Genomic DNA, 20,730 nt, shown 5'->3' on the forward strand with positions numbered 1-20,730 from the left:
GCTGGCGGTTAACCCTTACGGAAGCGACGGGTCAGCGGTTTTTCCATTTCCACAATCAGGAACATCACCGCGCCAACCGCGAGGGTAACGCCCCAGTAGCGGGCCGGAATGGCCACGGTGCCAAACAGCATCTGCATAAACGGCAGGTAGATAATCGCCAGCTGGAGCACCAGCAGCACTCCGCTGACCAGCCAGATGCCCTTGTTGGCGAGCAGGCCACGGGACAGAGAGAAGCCGTTGCTCACGCGGCAGTTCAGCATGTAGAACCACTGCGCGGTAACCAGCGTCTGCAGCAGCACGGTGCGGATAAACTCCGGGCTGTGGCCGCGCGGCTGCATCCAGGCTTCCAGCGCAAAGGCGGCGATGGCGATCATCGTGCCGACAAAGGCCACGCGCCAGACGGCAAAGCCGTCCATCACGTGCAGCGCCGGGTTGCGCGGCGGCCGGTTCATGATGTTGCGCTCGCCGGCCTCAAAGGCCAGGCCGAAGGAGAGCGTGGCGGAGGTTGCCATGTTCATCCACAGAATCAGCACCGGCGTCAGCGGAATAATATTCCCCGCCAGCAGCGCGACAACGATCAGCAGCCCCTGCGCCAGGTTGGTCGGCATGATGAACAGGATGGTTTTCTTCAGGTTGTCGTAAACCCGGCGGCCTTCTTTTACGGCGCTGGCGATGGACGCGAAGTTATCGTCGGTGAGGACCATATCGGCGGCTTCTTTGGTCACTTCCGTGCCCTTGATGCCCATCGCGATGCCGACGTCCGCCTGCTTGAGCGCCGGGGCGTCGTTCACGCCGTCGCCGGTCATGCCGACGATCTCGCCTTTATCCTGCAGGGCTTTCACCAGGCGCAGCTTATGCTCCGGGCTTGTGCGCGCGAAGATATCGAACTGCACGGCGGCTTCCGCCAGCTCGGCGTCGTTCATTTTCTCAAGCTCGTAGCCGGTGACGGCCTTCTCGCTGTTGCCGATCCCCAGCATCTGGCCGATGCTCATCGCGGTCTGCGGGTGATCGCCGGTGATCATCTTCACGCGGATCCCGGCCTGCTGGCAGACGCGGATGGCGTCGACAGCCTCCGGACGCGGCGGGTCCATCATCCCGGCGATGCCGAGGAACACCAGACCGGTTTGCAGATCGCTGTGCGCCAGGCTGTGCATTTCACCGCTTACCGGTTTGTACGCGGCGGCCACCATGCGCAGGCCTTCGCGAGCGTAGCGCGCCATCTCTTCTTCCCAATACTGGCGGTTAAACGGCTCGCTGCCTTTGTGGCTAAACTGCTGCTCGCACAGGGAGAAGATGACGTCCGGCGCGCCGGTCATCAGCACCAGCTCTTCGCCGCCCAGCAGGTAGTGGGTCGCCATGTATTTGTACTGTGAATCGAACGGGATTTTATTAACGAGCTTCGCGTCGGCGGTTGGCAGATTCGCTTTGGCCGCCAGCACCTTCAGCGCGCCTTCGGTTGGGCCGCCGGTAATCGTCCAGTGGCCGTTTTCGTCTTTCATCAGCTGGCTGTCGTTGCACAGATCGATGGTGCGCAGATAGCGCTCGAGCACGCTGCCGGGCTGGATGCTTACCGGCGAGTCGCTGCCATCCTGATGGATTTCGCCCACCGGCTCGTAGCTGTCGCCCTCAACGCGGTAGCAGGCGTCGGCGGTGATAATCGCTTTGACCGTCATTTCGTTCATGGTCAGGGTGCCGGTTTTATCCGAGCAAACCACCGTCATGGCGCCAAGCGTTTCCACCGTTGGCAGCTTGCGAATAATGGCGCGCTTGCGGGCCATGGTCTGCACGCCGAGGGAGAGAATAATCGAGATGATGGCGGGCAGGCCTTCCGGCACTGAAGCAACGGCCAGGCTTATCAGCGAGAGCATCAGCTCGCTTATCGGCATGTCGCGCAGCGCAAGGCTGAAGACGAACAGGGCGGCCATCATCGCCAGAATCAGCATGAAGATGGCTTTGCCGAGCTTGTCCATCTGCACCAGCAGCGGGGTGCGGTGTTTTTCGATGCCGGACATCATCTGGTTGATATGCCCAAGCTCGGTATCCGCGCCGGTGGCGATAACCACGCCGGTGCCGCCACCCGCGCTGATGGTGGTGCCGGAAAACAGCAGGTTGGTGCGGTCGCCCAGCGACAGCTCGCCTTCCAGCGCGTTGGCGTGCTTATCCACAACGGTGGATTCGCCGGTGAGAATGGCCTCTTCAACCCGCAGGTTGTGGGCTTCCATCACGCGTAAGTCTGCGGGAATGCGGTCACCCGCCCGCAGCACGACGATGTCGCCCGGGACTAAGTCCGTGGTGGGGATGGTTTCGTGACTGCCGTCGCGAATCACCACGGCTTCGCTTGCGAGCATATTACGAATGCTTTGCAGCGATTTTTCCGCATTGTTTTCCTGGATGTGGCCGATCAGCGAGTTGACCACCGCCACGCCAAGGATAACCAGCGTATCGACCCAGTGGCCCATCAGCGCGGTCAATACCGCGGCGGCGAGCAGGACATAGATCAATACGTCATGGAAGTGGGCGAGAAAGCGCAGCCAGGCGGGCTTGCCTTTCTTTTGCGGCAGGGCGTTCGGGCCTACGTCGGCCAGGCGCGCCTGCGCTTCTTTGCGGCTCAGTCCGGAAGGCTGGCTCGACTTCTTTTCTAACACGTCCTCCACTGACATGTGGTAATACAATTTTTCAGCTCCGGCAGGCGGCGATGAAAATTTGTTTTTCTCAGGGATAGGCTTAGTCAAAATATTAATTCCTTCAAGGTAAAGCGAGTGAAAATATAAAATGAAAACAATTGAAATAACTCTGTGTGAAAATATTAATGAAATTGATGTATGCGTTTTTTGATCTAGGACAATTCTTACAGCCTAAGGATTATGTACACATGAGTTTGTAATCGCTGTTTAGGTTATATTTAGAAAGACAATGTTTATATTGATTATCTTAATGATAAATAAGGAAAAATTATGTTTGAGATCTATAGTGTTAAACGCTTAATTGCTTATATTTTAATGGCAATTTTCATTGCTGTAGTCATTGGTGTAGGGACTTATAGTTTCGTAAAGTATATGACTTAATAAACTTAAGTATTTAGGTTTATTTACATTGAGGCGAGAGGGGGGACAATAATTTACATAGCGTATTTATTGTGGTTGCCTGGCGATCAATTTCTGATGGCTCGATAAATATAAGTGGGAATTATTTTTCTCTTTTGCCCTTATTTTGTTAATTAATTGTAGAAGGAACGGCTTCTTTAGGACGAATTTTAAGCTACAACGCCTCGATTTTCTCGAAGTGTAAATGAGGAATTTACAATGGTCTTAAGTTGATTTATGTTATGTTATAACAAATCAATGCGGGCCCTTTCCATGTCGATTTCTCCTTTAAGGACGCTGTTCACCGCTTCGTCCACTCTGCGCTTCGTTGCCGTAGCGCTTTTGCTGTCGCTTCTGTGGATGGCCATTCTGTGGGCGATAGCCCTGCCATGATCGCGCTTGAACAGGCCGTGCTCGGCTATCAGGGCAGGGCGGTGACGCCGCCAATCAGCGGAAGCTTTGCAAAGGGCAGCATGACCGCCGTTATCGGTGCTAACGGCAGCGGGAAATCCACGCTGCTGAAAACGCTGCTGCGGCTCCAGCCTGCGGTATCAGGGCGGCTTTCATTCGCGGGCGATAAATCCCCGCGTATCGCCTGGCTGCCGCAGCTTGCGGAAATGGATCGCCAGTTCCCCGCCACGGTCTACGATGTGGTTTGCATGGGAAGCTGGCCCGCGCGCGGGCTGTTTTCCGGGCTGCGCCGTCAGCAGCGGCTGCGCGTCTGCCACGCTATCGAACGCGTTGGACTGAGCGAGCTGCGGCGGGCGCCAATCGAAACTCTTTCCGGCGGGCAGTTTCAGCGCATGCTTTTCGCTCGCCTGCTGGTGCAGGACGCGCCGCTGGTGCTGCTGGACGAACCTTTTACCGGCGTTGACGCGCAAACCAGCCGGTTCCTGATGGCCCTTATCTGCCATATGCACGAGGCGGGCCAGACGGTGATTGCGGTGCTGCACGACAACGCGCTGGTGGAAAGCCATTTCCCACAGGTTTTGCTCCTCGGCCCCGATGCCTGCCACTGGGGCGCGGCGTCAGAGGTTTTGCCTCGCTATCAGCCAACAGGCTTTAATCTGGCGCTATCCGCATGATTTACCATTTATTAATTGCTCCGTTTATCGACTACGGATTTATGCGCCGCGCGCTGGTCGCCTGTCTGGCGCTTTCCCTGAGCACCGCTCCGCTGGGGATTTTTCTGCTGCTGCGTCGCATGAGCCTGGTGGGGGATGCGTTATCCCACGCGATTTTGCCGGGCGTGGCGGTGGGGTATCTGCTGGCGGGAATGTCGCTGGTGGCGATGGGCATTGGCGGCTTTATGGCGGGCGTGCTGGTGGCGCTGGTTTCGGGCCTGGTAAGCGCCCGCACCAATCTTAAAGAGGACGCGAGCTTCGCCGGATTCTATCTGGGCTCGTTGGCGCTAGGCGTGACGCTGATTTCCCTGCGCGGATCGAGCGTCGATCTGCTGCATCTGCTTTTCGGCTCCATTCTTGCCGTCAACGGCCGGGCGACGATCTTCGTGGGCGTTATCGCAAGCGTTACGCTTCTGCTGCTCGCCTTGCTTTATCGCGGTTTAGTGATGGAAACCTTTGACCGCGCTTTCCTGCGGGTGAACAGCGGCCTGACGCCGCATCTGCTGCACGGCGTGTTCCTCGCGCTGCTGGTGCTCAATCTCGTGGCGGGTTTTCAGATCCTCGGCACGCTGATGTCCGTGGGGCTGATGATGCTGCCCGCCGTGTCCGCGCGCTGCTGGGCGAAAACGCTGCCCGGCACCATGCTGGCGGCGGTGCTCTGCGGTCTGTGCTGCGCCTGGCTTGGGCTAGCCTGGTCGTTTGCCGCCGCTCTGCCCGCTGGGCCTGCCATCGTGCTGACCGCGAGCATTGCATTCTTTATATCGGTTCTTTTCGGCCCACGCGGTGGGCTCGCCTGGAGCCTATACCGGGGTGGGTTATCAATCAGCAAGGGGATTAAATGAAACGTTTTGGGATGGCGCTGTCTTTGGTGCTGGCGCTTTCAAGCCAGGCAGCACTGGCGAAGAATTTGAATGTGGTGACCAGCTTTACCGTGCTGGCGGATATGGTAAAGCAGGTGGGCGGCGAGCACGTTACGGTGACAAGCCTGGTCGGCCCGAACGGCGATCCCCACAGCTTTGAGCCGTCGCCTAAGGACAGCGTGGCGCTGAGCCATGCCGACGTGGTGATCGTCAGCGGGCTTGGCATGGAAGGGTGGATGGAACGCCTGGTGAGCGCGTCGGGCTATAAAGGCAAGGTGGTGGTGGCCTCGCAGGGCGTGGATACCCGCAGTATGGAGGAAGACGGCAAAACCATTACCGACCCCCACGCCTGGAACAGCGCGGAAAACGGCGCGGTCTATGCGACGAATATTATGAACGCGCTGATGGCCGCCGATGAGGCAGATGCGCCAGCCATTCGCGAAACGGGCACCGAATACGTCACGCGCCTCAAGCTTCTTGATAGCTGGGCAAAAACGCGTTTTGCACAGATTCCCAAGGCGCGCCGCCACGTGCTGACCAGCCATGACGCTTTCGGCTATTTTGGCAAAGCCTATGGCGTGACGTTCCTGGCGCCGGTGGGCTTTTCAACCGAGGCTGAGGCGAGCGCAAGCGATGTGGCGGGCTTAATCAAACAGCTTAAAGAGCAGCACATTAAAACCTACTTTATTGAGAATCAGACGGACCCGCGGCTGGTGCAGCAGATTGCACAGGCCAGCGGCGCAAAGCCCGGCGGTGAGCTTTATCCCGAAGCGCTATCCCCGGCGGGTGGCCCGGCAAGCACTTATGAAATGGCGTTTAAACACAACGTCGAAACGATAGCCGACAGCATGAAGTAAACATCAGGGCCAGCGTTTGCTGGCCTTTTTCACTTCTGGAACCCGCCTCGAGCTTCCTGATGTAATCCCCTGAAAGCGCTGTAAAGTGCTATCTTGATGTCCTGTGATTTGTCTACAATCGGAGCCACTATGACAGAGAAAACTTTGCGTCAGTTAAGCAATCAGGTGGGCGAAGCGCTCGGGAAACTGGGGGCGACCGTGACCACGGCAGAATCCTGCACCGGCGGGTGGATAGCCAAGGTTATTACCGATGTGTCGGGCAGCTCCGCCTGGTTTGAACGCGGCTTTGTGACCTACAGTAATGAAGCTAAACACCAGATGATTGGCGTAGACAGCGGCACGCTGGAAACCCATGGCGCGGTGAGCGAAGCCGTAGTGCGCGAAATGGCGCAGGGCGCGCTGTATGCCGCTGCGGCAGACTACGCGATTTCCGTCAGCGGTATCGCCGGGCCGAACGGCGGAAGCAAAGAAAAACCCGTCGGCACCGTGTGGTTTGGCTTTGCCTCAAAGCAGGAAGGCACGATTGTGCGCCACCAGCTTTTCGAAGGGGACCGCGACACCGTCAGGCGCAGGTCCACGGAATATGCCTTGCAAACCCTCTGGGAAGAATTTCTAAAAAATAAGCTTGATACTGTATGACCATACAGTATAATTGGCTCAACGAATCAAATTGAGAACGCAGCGTAGCGCATCCGCGCCTCACCCTGCATGACAGGAGTAATAATGGCTATCGACGAAAACAAACAGAAGGCGTTAGCGGCAGCTCTGGGCCAAATTGAAAAACAATTCGGCAAAGGCTCCATCATGCGTCTGGGTGAAGACCGTTCCATGGATGTTGAAACGATCTCTACCGGCTCACTTTCACTGGATATCGCTCTGGGGGCCGGTGGCCTGCCAATGGGCCGTATCGTTGAAATCTACGGACCAGAATCCTCAGGTAAAACAACCCTGACCCTGCAGGTTATCGGTGCCGCACAACGTGAAGGTAAAACCTGTGCGTTTATCGATGCGGAACACGCGCTGGACCCGGTATACGCGAAGAAACTTGGCGTTGATATCGACAACCTGCTGTGTTCCCAGCCTGATACCGGTGAACAAGCGCTGGAAATCTGTGATGCGCTGGCTCGCTCCGGTGCCGTAGACGTTATCATCGTTGACTCCGTGGCGGCTCTGACGCCGAAAGCGGAAATCGAAGGCGAAATCGGTGACTCTCACATGGGCCTTGCGGCTCGTATGATGAGCCAGGCGATGCGTAAGCTGGCCGGTAACCTGAAGCAGTCCAACACGCTGCTTATCTTCATCAACCAAATTCGTATGAAGATCGGCGTGATGTTCGGTAACCCGGAAACCACCACCGGTGGTAACGCGCTGAAATTCTACGCTTCCGTGCGTCTGGATATCCGTCGCATCGGTGCGGTAAAAGATGGCGACAACGTTATCGGCAGCGAAACCCGCGTGAAGGTCGTGAAAAACAAAATCGCGGCACCGTTTAAGCAGGCTGAATTCCAGATCCTTTACGGTGAAGGCATCAACTTCTACGGTGAGCTGGTTGACCTGGGCGTGAAGCACAAGCTGATTGAAAAAGCGGGTGCATGGTACAGCTACAACGGTGAGAAGATTGGCCAGGGTAAATCCAACGCCAGTAACTTCCTGAAAGAGAACAAGCCAATGGCCGTAGAAATCGAGAAGAAACTACGCGAAATGCTGCTCAACAATCAGGATGGCACACCGGACTTTACCGTTGACGACCACGACAAAGACGCCGCGGAAACCAACGAAGAGTTCTAATTTATCCCAGGGGTTGCTAAGGCAACCCCTGTTCTTTTCTGCTTTAACGCAATACCCTCAGTTCATCGTTTTCTTAACAGGCCATCTGTTATGTCTGATTCAAACCCAACGCCACGCCGCAGCGCTTATGCTCGCCTGCTGGACAAAGCCACCCGCATTCTTGCCATGCGCGATCACAGCGAGCACGAGCTGCGCCGAAAGCTTACCGCCGCGCCCACTTTTCCCGGTAGCCAGAATACGGAAGCGCCAGCCTTCACCCCTGAAGATATCGAAAAAGTCATTGCCTGGTGCTATGAGCACCGCTGGCTGGATGATGCCAATTTTGCCACGCGCTTTATCGCCAGCCGCAGCCGTAAGGGCTACGGGCCGCAGCGTATCCGCCAGGAGCTACAGCAAAAGGGCATCGACAGGACGACCAGCGAAGCCGCGATGATGGAGTGCGAAGTTGACTGGCAGGCGATGGCGCGTGAAATGGCCGAAAGGAAGTTTGGCGAACCGCTGCCAACCGAATGGAAGGAACGCGCCAAAGTGCAGCGTTTTCTTTTGTATCGAGGCTTCTTTATGGAGGATATCCAGGGCATCTATCGAAATTTTGCCGATTAGGTTGATCCTGGATTTTACTTCCCCGGTAAGAAAACTTATCTTATTCCCACTTTTTTCCAGGTAAGCTGGCTGCCTCTTCAGCATTGCTGCGGCGGATGTCTGGTTTACAACACCCTATTAGCTTGATTTCAGGATAAATATGAGCAAGAGCACCGCTGAGATCCGTCAGGCGTTTCTCGATTTTTTCCATAGTAAAGGTCACCAGGTCGTAGCGAGCAGCTCCCTGGTGCCGAATAACGATCCGACTTTGCTGTTTACCAACGCCGGGATGAACCAGTTTAAGGATGTTTTCCTGGGTCTGGACAAGCGTAACTATACCCGTGCCACAACCTCTCAGCGTTGTGTACGTGCGGGCGGTAAGCACAACGATCTGGAAAACGTCGGCTACACTGCGCGTCACCACACTTTCTTCGAAATGCTGGGTAACTTCAGCTTCGGTGACTACTTCAAACACGACGCAATCAACTTCGCATGGGAATTACTGACCGGCGAACAATGGTTCAATCTGCCAAAAGATCGTCTGTGGGTGACCGTCTACGAAACCGATGACGAAGCCTTCGAAATCTGGGAAAAAGAAGTTGGTGTTCCCCGCGAGCGCATTATCCGCATTGGCGATAACAAAGGCGCGGCCTACGCGTCTGACAACTTCTGGCAGATGGGTGACACCGGCCCTTGCGGCCCGTGCACCGAGATTTTCTTCGACCATGGCGACCACATCTGGGGCGGGCCTCCGGGCAGTGCTGAAGAAGATGGCGACCGCTATATTGAGATCTGGAACATCGTCTTCATGCAGTTCAACCGTCAGCAGGACGGCACCATGCTGCCGCTGCCGAAGCCGTCTGTTGATACCGGTATGGGCCTGGAGCGTATCGCTGCCGTTTTGCAGCACGTGAACTCCAACTACGAAATCGACCTGTTCAGCAAGCTGATTAAGTCCGTGGCTCAGGTCACCGGCGCAACCGATCTGACCAGCAAGTCTCTGCGCGTCATTGCAGACCACATCCGCTCCTGTGCTTTCCTGGTTGCCGATGGCGTGACGCCGTCCAACGAAGGCCGTGGATACGTTCTGCGCCGCATCATTCGTCGCGCTATTCGCCACGGCAACATGCTTGGCGCGAAAGACACCTTCTTCTACAAGCTGGTTGGCCCGCTGGTAGACGTGATGGGTTCCGCTGGCGACGAGCTGAAACGCCAGCAGGCGCTGGTTGAGCAAGTGCTGAAAACCGAAGAAGAGCAGTTTGCCCGTACTCTGGAACGCGGCCTGGCGCTGCTGGACGAAGAGCTGGCAAACCTGAAAGGCGATACGCTGGACGGCGAAACTGCCTTCCGTCTGTATGACACCTACGGCTTCCCGGTTGACCTGACGGCGGACGTTTGCCGCGAGCGTAATCTGAAAGTTGACGAAGCAGGCTTTGAAGCTGCGATGGAAGAGCAGCGCCGTCGTGCGCGCGAATCCAGCGGTTTCGGTGCCGATTACAACAGCATGATCCGCGTGGATTCTGCATCAGCCTTCAAAGGCTATGACCATCTCGACCTGAACGCGAAAGTGACCGCGCTGTTTGTTGACGGCAAGCCCGTTGAGCAGGTTGCAGCGGGCCAGGATGCGGTTGTTGTGCTGAACGAAACGCCATTCTATGGCGAATCCGGCGGCCAGGTTGGCGATAAAGGCGTCATCAAGGGCAAAGGTATCGACTTCGCGGTTAACGACACTCAAAAATACGGCCAGGCGATTGGTCATCTTGGCAAGCTGGTTAGCGGCGTGCTGAAAGTGGGTGACAGCGTGAAGGCCGAAGTAGACGAAGAACGCCGCGCGCGCATTCGTCTGAACCACTCCGCGACTCACCTGCTGCATGCAGCGCTGCGTCAGGTTCTGGGCACTCACGTCGCTCAGAAAGGTTCTCTGGTTAACGATAAAGGCCTGCGTTTTGATTTCTCGCATTTCGAAGCGATGAAGCCATCTGAAGTGCGCGCGGTTGAAGATATCGTTAACGCCCAAATCCGTCGCAACCTGCCGATCGAAACCAACGTTATGGATCTCGAAGCGGCAAAAGCGAAGGGCGCAATGGCGCTGTTTGGCGAAAAATATGAAGATCACGTGCGCGTATTGAGCATGGGTGATTTCTCAACCGAGCTGTGCGGTGGTACACACGCTAGCCGTACCGGTGATATCGGCCTGTTCCGCATCGTGGCTGAGTCTGGTACTGCGGCGGGCGTACGTCGTATTGAAGCCGTAACCGGCGAAGGCGCGCTGGCGATTCTGCACGCGCAGAGCGACCAGCTGCACGACATTGCTCAACTGCTTAAGGGCGACAGCCAGAACCTGAACGACAAAGTGCGTTCGGTGCTGGAGCGTACCCGCCAGCTTGAGAAAGAGTTGCAGCAGTTAAAAGAGCAGCAGGCTTCGCAGGAGAGCGCAAATCTTTCCAGCAAAGCGGTAGAAGTGAAAGGCGTGAAGCTGCTGGTGAGCGAGCTGAGCAACGTTGAACCTAAAATGTTGCGCACCATGGTCGATGACCTGAAAAATCAGCTTGGCTCAGCGGTAATCGTTCTGGCGACCGTGTCAGAAGGTAAGGTTTCTCTGATTGCTGGTGTCTCCAAAGACGTTACCGACCGCGTAAAAGCGGGGGAACTGGTGGGCATGGTTGCACAGCAGGTTGGAGGCAAGGGTGGTGGTCGTCCGGACATGGCTCAAGCAGGCGGTACAGACGCGGCGGCCTTGCCTGGCGCGCTGTCCGGCGTTGAAGCCTGGGTCGCGGCTAAGCTCTAAGTAAAAATAAAGTGTAAGCGGGCGCAGGCTTGATTTTGTGAGCCAGCGCCCGAACATCTACACACTATCGATAATGATAAAGTCAGGTTGAAGTTGAGTATATCGGCTAAACTTAGTCATAACAGAATGTAATGCCGTGACTGCTTACACTTTATGTGTTTGTCATCGCTTACTTTTTGGCGTTATATGATGGATAATGCCGGGATACGCCAGAGGCCCGACTCTTTTAATCTTTCAAGGAGCAAAGAATGCTTATTCTGACTCGTCGAGTTGGTGAGACCCTCATGATTGGGGATGAGGTGACCGTGACTGTGCTTGGGGTGAAAGGCAACCAGGTTCGTATTGGTGTGAACGCCCCGAAAGAAGTCTCTGTACACCGCGAAGAGATCTACCAACGTATCCAGGCTGAAAAATCGCAACAAACGAGTTACTAAAGTTACTGCGTCTCGCCAGCAATTGGCGAGACGCTACTTTTATCCCCTCGGTTTTCTTATTTTCTCTCTGTAATTGTCGCTTCATTTTCTCGCAATCTTTCCTTAATCACTCCCAGGCTTCGCTATAACGCGAAAAACTCTGCACGTCCTTTTGCTGGAAACGCGATCTTGCCTGTTGATAAAACACTCTTTTTGTTTCCAAATTACGCTAATTGCGTGGGATTTGTGCAATCGATGTCGAGTCGGGAAAAATTGTTTGACTTATAAGTCCCAGAAAGTAATATGTGCGCCACGCAGCGACGAGAAGCTCTTACGAGTAACTTGAAGCACTCGCAAGAGGCGTGTGGTGAGGTGGCCGAGAGGCTGAAGGCGCTCCCCTGCTAAGGGAGTATGCGGTCAAAAGCTGCATCCGGGGTTCGAATCCCCGCCTCACCGCCATTTTGCATCCGTAGCTCAGCTGGATAGAGTACTCGGCTACGAACCGAGCGGTCGGAGGTTCGAATCCTCCCGGATGCACCATCTTCCTTTCACTTTCAGCGATGAGAGTGTGTCAGAGAGATTAGCACTCTGAGCAAGTATGAGGGAGGATAACGTTGCTTTAGCAACGGCCCTTCAGGGCGAGCGTTCGGCGAGTAATCCTCCCGAATGCACCATCTTCATCAATGTTGCGGCTAGATGAGTGGCATTGAATCAGTAGTAAAGCATTACCCCCTGTGCATCCGTAGCTCAGCTGGATAGAGTACTCGGCTACGAACCGAGCGGTCGGAGGTTCGAATCCTCCCGGATGCACCATTCTTCTTCGATATTATTAAGTCCGCTTGATGATATTGAATCAGTAGTAAAGCAGTACCCCCTGATGCATCCGTAGCTCAGCTGGATAGAGTACTCGGCTACGAACCGAGCGGTCGGAGGTTCGAATCCTCCCGGATGCACCATATTTCTCCCAACTATCAGCGATGATGGTGTGCCCAAGAAAGTCGATTTCTCAGCAAGCACCAGGGAGGATAACGTTGCTTTAGCAACGGCCCTTTAGGGCGAGCCTTCGGCGAGTAATCCTCCCGGATGCACCATTCTTCTTCGATATTATTAAGTCTGCTTGATGATATTGAATCAGCAGTAAAGTAGTACCCCCTGATGCATCCGTAGCTCAGCTGGATAGAGTACTCGGCTACGAACCGAGCGGTCGGAGGTTCGAATCCTCCCGGATGCACCATATTACTCCCAACTATTAACGATGATAGTGTGCCAGAGAAAGTCGATTTCTCCGCCAGCACCAGGGAAGATAACGTTGCTTTAGCAACGGCCCTTTAGGGCGAGCCTTCGGCAAGTAATCCTCCCGGATGCACCATTTCACTCCCTCAATTTTTCTCTCAAAAATCCTAATAAATCGCAACTACCCGTTATCTAAATTCATCACCCCCTGAACTAACTCCGTCACAACAAGCGACAATTTTGGCTGTTTACGCTAAAGTAACGCCTCGACATTAGGTGATGTGAGGGATGAGATGTACGAACGTTACGACGGGCTTATTTTCGATATGGACGGAACCATCCTCGATACCGAACCGACACACCGCAAGGCGTGGAATGAGACGCTCTCTCGCTACGGCATGCAGTTTGACGAACAGGCTATGGTTGCCCTAAACGGTTCTCCAACCTGGCGTATTGCGCAGGCCATCATCGAAAGTCATCAGGCCGATCTCGACCCCCATTTTCTGGCTCAGGAAAAAACGCAGGCCGTCAGAGCAATGCTGCTTGATACGGTGCGTCCGCTGCCGCTCATTGATGTCGTGAAAGCCTGGCACGGCCGTCGCCCTATGGCGGTCGGCACAGGCAGCGAGAGCGATATCGCTGAAGCGCTGCTTAACCATCTCGGTTTACGTCATTACTTCACGGCCGTTGTCGCCGCTGACCATGTCAAAAATCACAAACCTTTTCCCGATACTTTCTTGCTCTGCGCCGAGCTGATGGGCGTAGCGCCACAGAAGTGCGTCGTGTTTGAAGACGCTGACTTTGGCCTGCAGGCAGCACGTGCGGCAGGAATGGACGGCGTGGACGTTCGCCTGCTGTGAGTGACCTGCTGTCACTGGCTTCGTTATTTACCAGCAGTTTTCTTAGCGCCACCTTGCTACCCGGCAGTTCAGAAGCTGTGCTGGTCGCATTGTTGGTGGCGGGAATCGGCCCAACCTGGTTACTCGTTTTAATAGCAACAATGGGTAATAGCCTCGGTGGGCTGACTAACGTTATTCTGGGTCGTTTTGTACCGCAGCGTGGAACCTCACGCTGGCAGGGAAAAGCGACCGCCTGGCTGACTCGTTTTGGCCCGGCAGCTTTATTACTGAGCTGGTTGCCGCTGGTTGGCGACCTTTTGTGCCTGCTTGCCGGATGGTTACGTCTGGCGTGGGGACCGGTAATCTTTTTTTTATGCCTTGGCAAAGCGATTCGCTATATCGTTGTCGCGGCTGCAACGGTACAAAGCATGGCGTGGTGGCAATAATTGCAGGGCGCGAGCTTTTACAATTATGCTTAATAAAAATGAATTCGACAGGCGGGAGGTCAATTTGATCCCGGACGTATCACAGGCGCTGGCCTGGCTGGAAAAGCATCCTCAGGCAGTAAAGGGCATTTGTCGCGGTCTTGAACGCGAAACACTGCGGGTTACGCCTACGGGCGAGCTGGCAACGACAGGTCATCCCGAAAGCCTCGGCTCAGCGCTGACACATAAATGGATCACAACAGACTTCGCCGAAGCCCTGCTGGAATTTATTACCCCGGTAGACGGTGACATCGACCACATGCTGACCTTCATGCGCGATATCCATCGCCATGTTGCCCGTGAACTGGGTGAAGAACGCATGTGGCCGCTGAGCATGCCGTGCTATATCGACGACGGTCAGAACATCGAGCTGGCGCAATACGGCTCTTCCAATACCGGGCGGATGAAAACCCTGTATCGCGAAGGCCTGAAAAACCGCTATGGCGCGCTGATGCAGACCATTTCCGGCGTGCACTACAATTTCTCGCTGCCGCTGGAGTTCTGGAAAGCCCGTTTGGGCATTAAAGACGCGGAAAGCGGTAAAGAAGAGATTTCAGCCGGGTATTTCCGACTGATCCGCAACTACTACCGCTTCGGTTGGGTTATTCCATACCTGTTCGGCGCGTCGCCAGCGATTTGCTCATCGTTCCTGCAGGGCAAAGAAAGTTCGCTGCCGTTCGAAAAGACCGAATGCGGCATGAACTATCTGCCGTACGCGACTTCCCTGCGTCTGAGCGATCTGGGCTATACCAATAAATCGCAGAGCAGCCTCGGCATCACCTTTAACGACCTGCAAACTTACGTTAAAGGGCTGAAGCAGGCGATTAAAACGCCTTCTGAAGAGTACGCGAAGATTGGTCTGGAAAAAGACGGCAAACGTCTGCAGATCAATACCAACGTGCTGCAAATTGAGAACGAACTTTACGCGCCGATTCGCCCTAAACGCGTTACCGCGAAAGACGAATCGCCGTCAGATGCGCTGCTGCGCGGCGGCATCGAGTACATTGAAGTTCGCTCGCTGGATATTAACCCGTTCTCGCCAATCGGCATGGACGAGCAGCAGATTCGCTTCCTCGACCTGTTTATGATTTGGTGCGTGCTGGCGGATGCCCCTGAAATGAGCAGCGACGAGCTGCTGTGCACGCGCACCAACTGGAACCGCGTGATTCTGGAAGGGCGCAAGCCGGGCCTGACGCTCGGTATCGGCTGCGAAACCGCGCAGCATCCGCTGTCAAAAGTGGGCAAAGATCTGTTCGCCGACCTGCGCCGCGTGGCCGAAACGCTTGACGGCATCGCCGGAAACGACGAATACCAGCAGGTGTGCGATCGGCTGGTTGCCTGCTTCGACGATCCGGAACTGACGTATTCAGCGCGCATTCTGCGTTCTATGATTGATAATGGTATTGGTGGCACCGGGCTTGCGCTGGCGGAGCAGTATCGTCAGATGCTGATTCAGGAACCGCTGGAGATCTTAACCGCAGACGTTCTGCAGAAGGAGCATGATGCTTCCTGGCAGCGTCAGCGTGAGATTGAAGCCGGTGATACCGAGCCGTTTGAAACGTGGATTGAGAAACAGTCGCGCTAGAAAAGAAAATGGCCACAATCAATGTGGCCAAAATATTCATCTCTGAAGACAGGGATGATGATAACAAATGCGCGTCTTTCATATACTCAGACGCGCGTTAAACAGAATGGTTCATTTTATTTTAAAAAAAATCACTTATCGGAGGTGACCAGATGCCGTTGTTGGATAGCTTCACAGTCGACCATACTCGCATGGGTGCGCCAGCAGTGCGTGTAGCCAAGACGATGCACACGCCGCATGGCGATACCATCACCGTGTTTGACCTGCGCTTTTGCGTGCCGAATAAGGAAGTGATGCCAGAAAAAGGGATCCACACTCTGGAGCATCTGTTCGCAGGCTTCATGCGTGACCACCTCAACGGCAACGGTGTCGAGATCATCGATATTTCGCCAATGGGCTGCCGTACCGGCTTCTACATGAGCCTGATCGGCGTGCCGGACGAAACCCGCGTTGCCGACGCCTGGAAAGCGGCGATGGAAGACGTGCTGAAAGTCAAAGAGCAGAACCAGATCCCTGAGCTGAACGTTTACCAGTGCGGCACTTACCACATGCACTCGCTGCAGGAAGCGCAGGATATCGCCCGCCACATCATTGAGCACGGTGTGACCGTCAACAGCAATGACGAGCTGGCGCTGCCGAAAGAGAAGTTGAAAGAGCTGCATATCTAGTTTGATGTGCCGCAAAAAGGAGCCGATTGGCTCCTTTTTTATTGGTGGAACGCAATTGCGTCAGATGGCGCTGTGCTTATCCGATCTACATGCTCGGACTTTGTAGGGTGGGTGGCGCAAGCGCTTAACCACCGTTAATGGTGCCGAGCACTAACGAGGATCGGCCACCTCAACAATATTCCAATTTCTCAAAATAGTGGATCGTATATGAGGATAGACAATCGAAATATCTGCGGTCCATTCAGGCCCGACATTTAAGTCACTTGTAAATGAGGTTTTAGCAAAACGATTAGTCCATTGTGGATTTAATTTTCCGTTCATCGATCTCGGTAAATTATCCTTTAGATCCATTCTGTTCGTTGTCGTCTTCACCTGCGGGTGAAAGCCCATCTTTAAATAAAAACCCTCACTGCCTTCTAATGGCGTTAGATTGCAGGTTTTAATACCTTGGTCGTGCCCGAATTTAATCGCCGAAAAGAGTAACATTTGCCCTAGCCCAATAAATCTGTTCGGATTTTTTTTAGTGGGGTCGTTTGTGTTTCCCTCCACGTATACGCCTGAAACATAAAGAAACCGCTCTTCTGGCGTGTCGCCCTGTAGCGAACATCGACCATAGGCTACTTCCTCTGGTATAAATTTATCTGGCTTATTTTTAACAGGATGATAGATGTTTAATGAAAAATTCATCCCATATACGTCGTACTCAGGCGGAGATTGTTTTTCTTCATATAAGAAAAGGGTGAAGAGCGATTCCTTGTTTTTCACCTTGACATCATTTTTTTCTACAAATGTAATCATGAGATCCTTTCCATTGATAATGTGATTAAAATTAACAAATGCACATTTTAGTTAAATCACAGAAAAGGATAGCGCAACTGATGTTTCCGAGCGAAAACTCTTTCATATCACCGGCTGAATAATGTATTTCGAGAATATAAAAATGCCAGTCATTAATATGACTGGCATTTAGAGCGGGAAGCATTCAATCCGCGAATATTTCCAAAAGGCAGCTATTCGCGAATCAAACTGATCGAGATCAGTGCGCTCCGCTGCCGCCACCGCCCGCGCCGAACGGCGGTTTGGCAAACCAGATAAGCCCCAGCAGCAGGATAAAGACCCCGGCGGAGAACCAGAAAATCTCGTTTGCCGAGATGATCAGCCCCTGGTTGGTTATCTGCTGCGCGATATAGCCGGAGGCCTGCTGCTGCGTCATGCCCAGATTCTGCAGCTGGTTGTAGACATCTACCGCATTCGGGTTAAACGGCGTGACCGACTCCGTGAGCTGCGCGTGGTGCAGCGCCTCGCGGTTGGTCCACAGCGTCGTGGTTATCGACGTGCCAATCGACCCGGCAAGCGTTCGCGTAAAGTTCGACAGGCTTGATGCGGCGGCCATACGCTCCGGCGGCAGGCCGGACAGGGTAATCGTCGTCAGCGGCATAAAGAAGCACGCCACGGCGAAGCCCTGAATAAACTGCGGCCAGGCCGATGCGCCAAAGTCCATTCCCGGCTCGAAGGTATAGGCGCGCCAGTAGAAGCAGACGGCGTACATAATAAAGCTGAAAGTCACCAGACGACGCATATCGAGCTTGTGGGCAAAGCGGCCAATTATCGGCGACAGCAGCACGGGCAGCAGCCCGACCGGTGCCGACGCCAGTCCCGCCCAGGTCGCCGTATAGCCGTAAACCTCCTGCAGAAGCTGCGGCAGCAAAACAATCGCGCCGAAGTAAAGCATATAGGCAAGGCTGATACACAGGCAGCCGATGGTGAAGTTACGTGACTTGAACAGCGACAGGTCGACTATCGGGTTATCGTCCGTCAGCTCCCAGACGATCAGGAAGCTTATGGTGATCACCGCAATAACGGTCAGCACGATGATTTCCGTGGAGTTAAACCAGTCCAGCTCTTTGCCGCGGTCCAGCATAATCTGCAGGCTACCGATGCCGACCACCAGCAGCGCAAGGCCGATGGCGTCGATGCGGCGATGCTCCGTCTTCGTTTCGCGCCCGCGCAGGGTTTGCAGGGTCATCAGCACAACCGCCGCGCCAATCGGTACGTTGATAAAGAAGATCCAGCCCCAGTGATAGTTATCGCTGATATAGCCGCCCAGAATCGGGCCGCAGATCGGCGCAACGATAACCGTCATTGACCACAGCGCCAGCGCGATGCTGCGCTTCGCCGGCGGGTAGTTATTTAGCAGCAAACTCTGCGATAGCGGAATCAGCGGCCCGGCGACAACCCCCTGAATCACGCGGAAGAAGATCAGCATTTCCAGGCTGTTGGAAACGCCGCACGCCCAGGAGGCGATCACAAACAGGATCGTCGACCACATGAACAGTTTGACTTCACCGATGCGCTTGGCAAGCCAGCCGGTGAGCGGGATCGAGATGGCGTTAGCCACCCCGAACGAGGTAATCACCCACGTCCCCTGGCTCAGCGACGAGCCAAGGTTCCCGGCAATCGTTGGGATCGCCACGTTAGCGATGGTGGAGTCCAGCACCTGCATAAAGGTCGCCATCGACAACGCGATGGTCATAATGACCAGCTGGGCGCCTTCTAGCGGTTTTTGTTGTGCCATACAACCTCCGCTTTATTAACCCGCATTCGCCTGGATAATCTGGTTAATCAGCTGGTTTACCGGCTCCAGATTCAGCTCGCGCGCGTTACTTTCGTAAACCGGGGAGTGGCGAGATTTGTTAGCCAGCATGCTGCCGTCGCGGTTGGTGGTATCCACGGTAACCAGCGTCGACAGGCCAATGCGCAGCGGATGATCTTCAATCTGCTTCGCATCCAGCTCGATACGTACCGGCAGGCGCTGAACCACTTTGATCCAGTTACCGGTGGCGTTCTGTGCGGGAAGCAAAGAAAACGCGCTGCCGGTGCCCATATCCAGGCCGACCACTTTGCCGGTATATTCCACTTTGTCGCCATAGATATCGCTGACCACGGTGGCGGGCTGGCCGATACGCATGTGCGCAAGCTGGGTTTCTTTGAAGTTAGCATCCACCCACAGGCCGCTGGCGGGCACGATGGCCATCAAAGGCGTGGTTGGGCTGATTTGCGCGCCAACCTGCACCGAGCGGCGTGAAACATAGCCGGTCATCGGGCTGACGATTTTGGTACGCTGCAGGGCCATCCAGGCGTTACGCAGCTCGGCGGCGGCCTGCTTCACGTTAGGCTGCTCTTCAAGCTTGGTGCCCAGAATCATCGCCTGGTTAGCGTTGTACTGCTGCATAGCAACGTCAAGCTGCGCCTGTGCGGTAGCGACCGCATCGCGGGCGTGCTGAAGTTCCTCGCGGCCAATCAGATTCGCGCTGCCAAGCGGCACGCGGCGGTTCAGGTCGCTTTGCGCCTGGGCCAGCGCCGTTTTTTGCAGCTCGATATTCGCCTGATACTGCTTGCTGTTGATCATCAGCTGGCGAGTTTGACGCACGCTTGAGGCCAGCACGGTCTGTGCCTTATCAAACGCCTGTTCAGCGTCGGCCTGGTCGAGCGTTACCAACACGTCACCCTGCTTGACGAAGTCAGTATTATCGGCCCACACCTTGGTGACGCTGCCGGAAACCTGGGCCATGATCTGCACCTGATTTCCCGCCACGTACGCATCATCCGTGTTTTCGTAGTGACGCAAAACTAAAAACCAATAAATCCCATATGCCACAGCAATAATTACGAAGAGCAAGGTCAACAGCAGAAGGGCACCTTTACGTTTGCCTTTCTTGTTTGACGGTTGCTGCGGGTTTTGAGTCTCCGCATGTGCGCTCATGCTTATCTCCACACTTTTTTATTATTCTGATCGGCTGAGCCGACCTGTTAGATCTTAGAGGCCAGCAAGATGAGTTGCTGGCCTCTAAGTTGTCATTTCTTATTGGAACACGCGATTAGGGGGCGACGGGCTTAGCGCACGGCTTCAAGCACGGTCTGGTCTTCTTCCATCTGATCGAGACGGGTGAGCAGTTTGCGGGTAATAGCTTCCAGCTGCTCTTTTTCGGTGCCGCTCAGGGACGACCACAGCTCGTGCAGACAGTTATGCTGGGGTGGTAGTACCTGGCGCAGGAATTCGTGACCTTTATCGGTCAGTTGCAGATGCAGGCAGCGACGGTCGTTGTCGCTTTCACGGCGTTCAATCCAGCCGCGTTTTTCCAGCTCATCGGCGATGCGCGTCGCGTTGGTGCGCGACGAACCCAGCGCACAGCTCAGCTCGGAAGGCTGAATGCTATGGTTTTCCTGGGACTCAAGAGTGATTAACGCCATAAACAACGTCTCGTTAATCCCTTGAGCTTTCAGCATCTTATTGCGGTTTTCCAGCAGCTTGCCCTGCATGTGCATGCACAGACGGGTTAACAGGATCTCCTGATACGGGAAGTCCTGATGGCGCTTGGCGCGAAATTTTAGCATTTGTTCAATGGGCGTAAACGAACTATCCAT

17 protein-coding genes and 5 tRNA genes are annotated in these 20,730 nt (G+C 54.7%); 17 read left to right on the forward strand and 5 right to left on the reverse strand.

Features of this window, described 5'->3' with window-relative positions; all coding sequences use genetic code 11:
* Positions 1-8: 8 nt before the first annotated feature.
* Positions 9-2,732: a cation-transporting P-type ATPase gene (locus tag ACSPHG_RS05035; protein ID WP_435952432.1), complete on the reverse strand. Its 2,724-nt coding sequence runs from the start codon at positions 2,730-2,732 to the stop codon at positions 9-11.
* Between the two features lie 722 nt (positions 2,733-3,454).
* Between ACSPHG_RS05035 and ACSPHG_RS05040 the strand changes: the two genes are divergently transcribed.
* The 17 genes from ACSPHG_RS05040 to luxS all read left to right on the forward strand — a co-directional run bounded on the left by ACSPHG_RS05040 (position 3,455) and on the right by luxS (position 16,305).
* Positions 3,455-4,168 carry a metal ABC transporter ATP-binding protein gene (locus ACSPHG_RS05040; protein WP_435952433.1) on the forward strand — a complete coding sequence of 238 codons (714 nt, stop codon included), beginning with the start codon at positions 3,455-3,457 and terminating at the stop codon, positions 4,166-4,168.
* A complete protein-coding gene (locus tag ACSPHG_RS05045) occupies positions 4,165-5,049 on the forward strand; it encodes a metal ABC transporter permease (protein ID WP_435952434.1) in 885 nt (294 codons plus the stop codon). The genes ACSPHG_RS05040 and ACSPHG_RS05045 overlap by 4 nt, the downstream gene beginning before the upstream one ends.
* On the forward strand, positions 5,046-5,924 hold the full coding sequence (locus ACSPHG_RS05050; protein ID WP_435952435.1) for a metal ABC transporter substrate-binding protein: 879 nt from the start codon (positions 5,046-5,048) through the stop codon (positions 5,922-5,924). The genes ACSPHG_RS05045 and ACSPHG_RS05050 overlap by 4 nt, the downstream gene beginning before the upstream one ends.
* 129 nt (positions 5,925-6,053) lie before the next feature.
* Positions 6,054-6,563: a nicotinamide-nucleotide amidase gene (pncC, locus tag ACSPHG_RS05055; protein WP_435952436.1), complete on the forward strand. Its 510-nt coding sequence runs from the start codon at positions 6,054-6,056 to the stop codon at positions 6,561-6,563.
* An 84-nt stretch (positions 6,564-6,647) separates the two neighbouring features.
* A complete protein-coding gene (recA, locus tag ACSPHG_RS05060) occupies positions 6,648-7,712 on the forward strand; it encodes a recombinase RecA (RefSeq protein ID WP_435952437.1) in 1,065 nt (354 codons plus the stop codon).
* 90 nt (positions 7,713-7,802) lie between these two features.
* Entirely contained in the window at positions 7,803-8,315 is a 513-nt protein-coding gene (gene recX / locus ACSPHG_RS05065) for a recombination regulator RecX (protein WP_435952438.1), read from the forward strand.
* A gap of 139 nt (positions 8,316-8,454) precedes the next feature.
* Positions 8,455-11,082, forward strand: coding sequence for an alanine--tRNA ligase (gene alaS / locus ACSPHG_RS05070; protein ID WP_435952439.1), 2,628 nt, complete (start codon positions 8,455-8,457; stop codon positions 11,080-11,082).
* Between the two features lie 248 nt (positions 11,083-11,330).
* Positions 11,331-11,516, forward strand: a complete 186-nt coding sequence (csrA, locus tag ACSPHG_RS05075; protein ID WP_013574027.1) for a carbon storage regulator CsrA — start codon at positions 11,331-11,333, stop codon at positions 11,514-11,516.
* A gap of 345 nt (positions 11,517-11,861) precedes the next feature.
* Positions 11,862-11,954, forward strand: a tRNA-Ser gene (locus tag ACSPHG_RS05080).
* Between the two features lie 4 nt (positions 11,955-11,958).
* Positions 11,959-12,035, forward strand: a tRNA-Arg gene (locus ACSPHG_RS05085).
* 196 nt (positions 12,036-12,231) lie between these two features.
* Positions 12,232-12,308: transfer RNA gene (locus ACSPHG_RS05090), tRNA-Arg, on the forward strand.
* Positions 12,309-12,374: 66 nt separating this feature from the next.
* Positions 12,375-12,451, forward strand: a tRNA-Arg gene (locus ACSPHG_RS05095).
* A gap of 201 nt (positions 12,452-12,652) precedes the next feature.
* Positions 12,653-12,729 (forward strand) — tRNA-Arg (locus ACSPHG_RS05100).
* Positions 12,730-13,021: 292 nt separating this feature from the next.
* Positions 13,022-13,588 carry a fructose-1-phosphate/6-phosphogluconate phosphatase gene (gene yqaB, locus ACSPHG_RS05105; protein WP_435952440.1) on the forward strand — a complete coding sequence of 189 codons (567 nt, stop codon included), beginning with the start codon at positions 13,022-13,024 and terminating at the stop codon, positions 13,586-13,588.
* Positions 13,585-14,013 carry a YqaA family protein gene (locus ACSPHG_RS05110; protein WP_435952441.1) on the forward strand — a complete coding sequence of 143 codons (429 nt, stop codon included), beginning with the start codon at positions 13,585-13,587 and terminating at the stop codon, positions 14,011-14,013. Before yqaB ends, ACSPHG_RS05110 begins: the two co-directional genes overlap by 4 nt.
* Positions 14,014-14,077: 64 nt before the next feature.
* The gene (gene gshA, locus ACSPHG_RS05115; protein ID WP_435955944.1) at positions 14,078-15,637 is read left to right on the forward strand and encodes a glutamate--cysteine ligase; all 1,560 of its coding nucleotides are present in this window, start codon (positions 14,078-14,080) and stop codon (positions 15,635-15,637) included.
* 152 nt (positions 15,638-15,789) lie between these two features.
* A complete protein-coding gene (gene luxS / locus ACSPHG_RS05120; RefSeq protein WP_435952442.1) occupies positions 15,790-16,305 on the forward strand; it encodes an S-ribosylhomocysteine lyase in 516 nt (171 codons plus the stop codon).
* A gap of 150 nt (positions 16,306-16,455) precedes the next feature.
* On the opposite strand, the gene ACSPHG_RS05125 is transcribed toward luxS, so the two are convergent.
* From ACSPHG_RS05125 to mprA, 4 genes are all read right to left on the reverse strand, one after another.
* Positions 16,456-17,103 (reverse strand): GNAT family N-acetyltransferase, encoded by a 648-nt coding sequence (locus ACSPHG_RS05125; RefSeq protein ID WP_435952443.1) that lies wholly within the window; start codon positions 17,101-17,103, stop codon positions 16,456-16,458.
* A 238-nt stretch (positions 17,104-17,341) separates the two neighbouring features.
* Positions 17,342-18,880: a multidrug efflux MFS transporter permease subunit EmrB gene (gene emrB / locus ACSPHG_RS05130; RefSeq protein WP_435952444.1), complete on the reverse strand. Its 1,539-nt coding sequence runs from the start codon at positions 18,878-18,880 to the stop codon at positions 17,342-17,344.
* A 15-nt stretch (positions 18,881-18,895) separates the two neighbouring features.
* Positions 18,896-20,068: a multidrug efflux MFS transporter periplasmic adaptor subunit EmrA gene (emrA, locus tag ACSPHG_RS05135; protein ID WP_435952445.1), complete on the reverse strand. Its 1,173-nt coding sequence runs from the start codon at positions 20,066-20,068 to the stop codon at positions 18,896-18,898.
* 131 nt (positions 20,069-20,199) lie between these two features.
* On the reverse strand, positions 20,200-20,730 hold the full coding sequence (gene mprA, locus ACSPHG_RS05140; protein ID WP_435952446.1) for a transcriptional repressor MprA: 531 nt from the start codon (positions 20,728-20,730) through the stop codon (positions 20,200-20,202).

This window comes from Dryocola baronae (assembly GCF_051297175.1).
GTDB lineage: Bacteria > Pseudomonadota > Gammaproteobacteria > Enterobacterales > Enterobacteriaceae > Dryocola.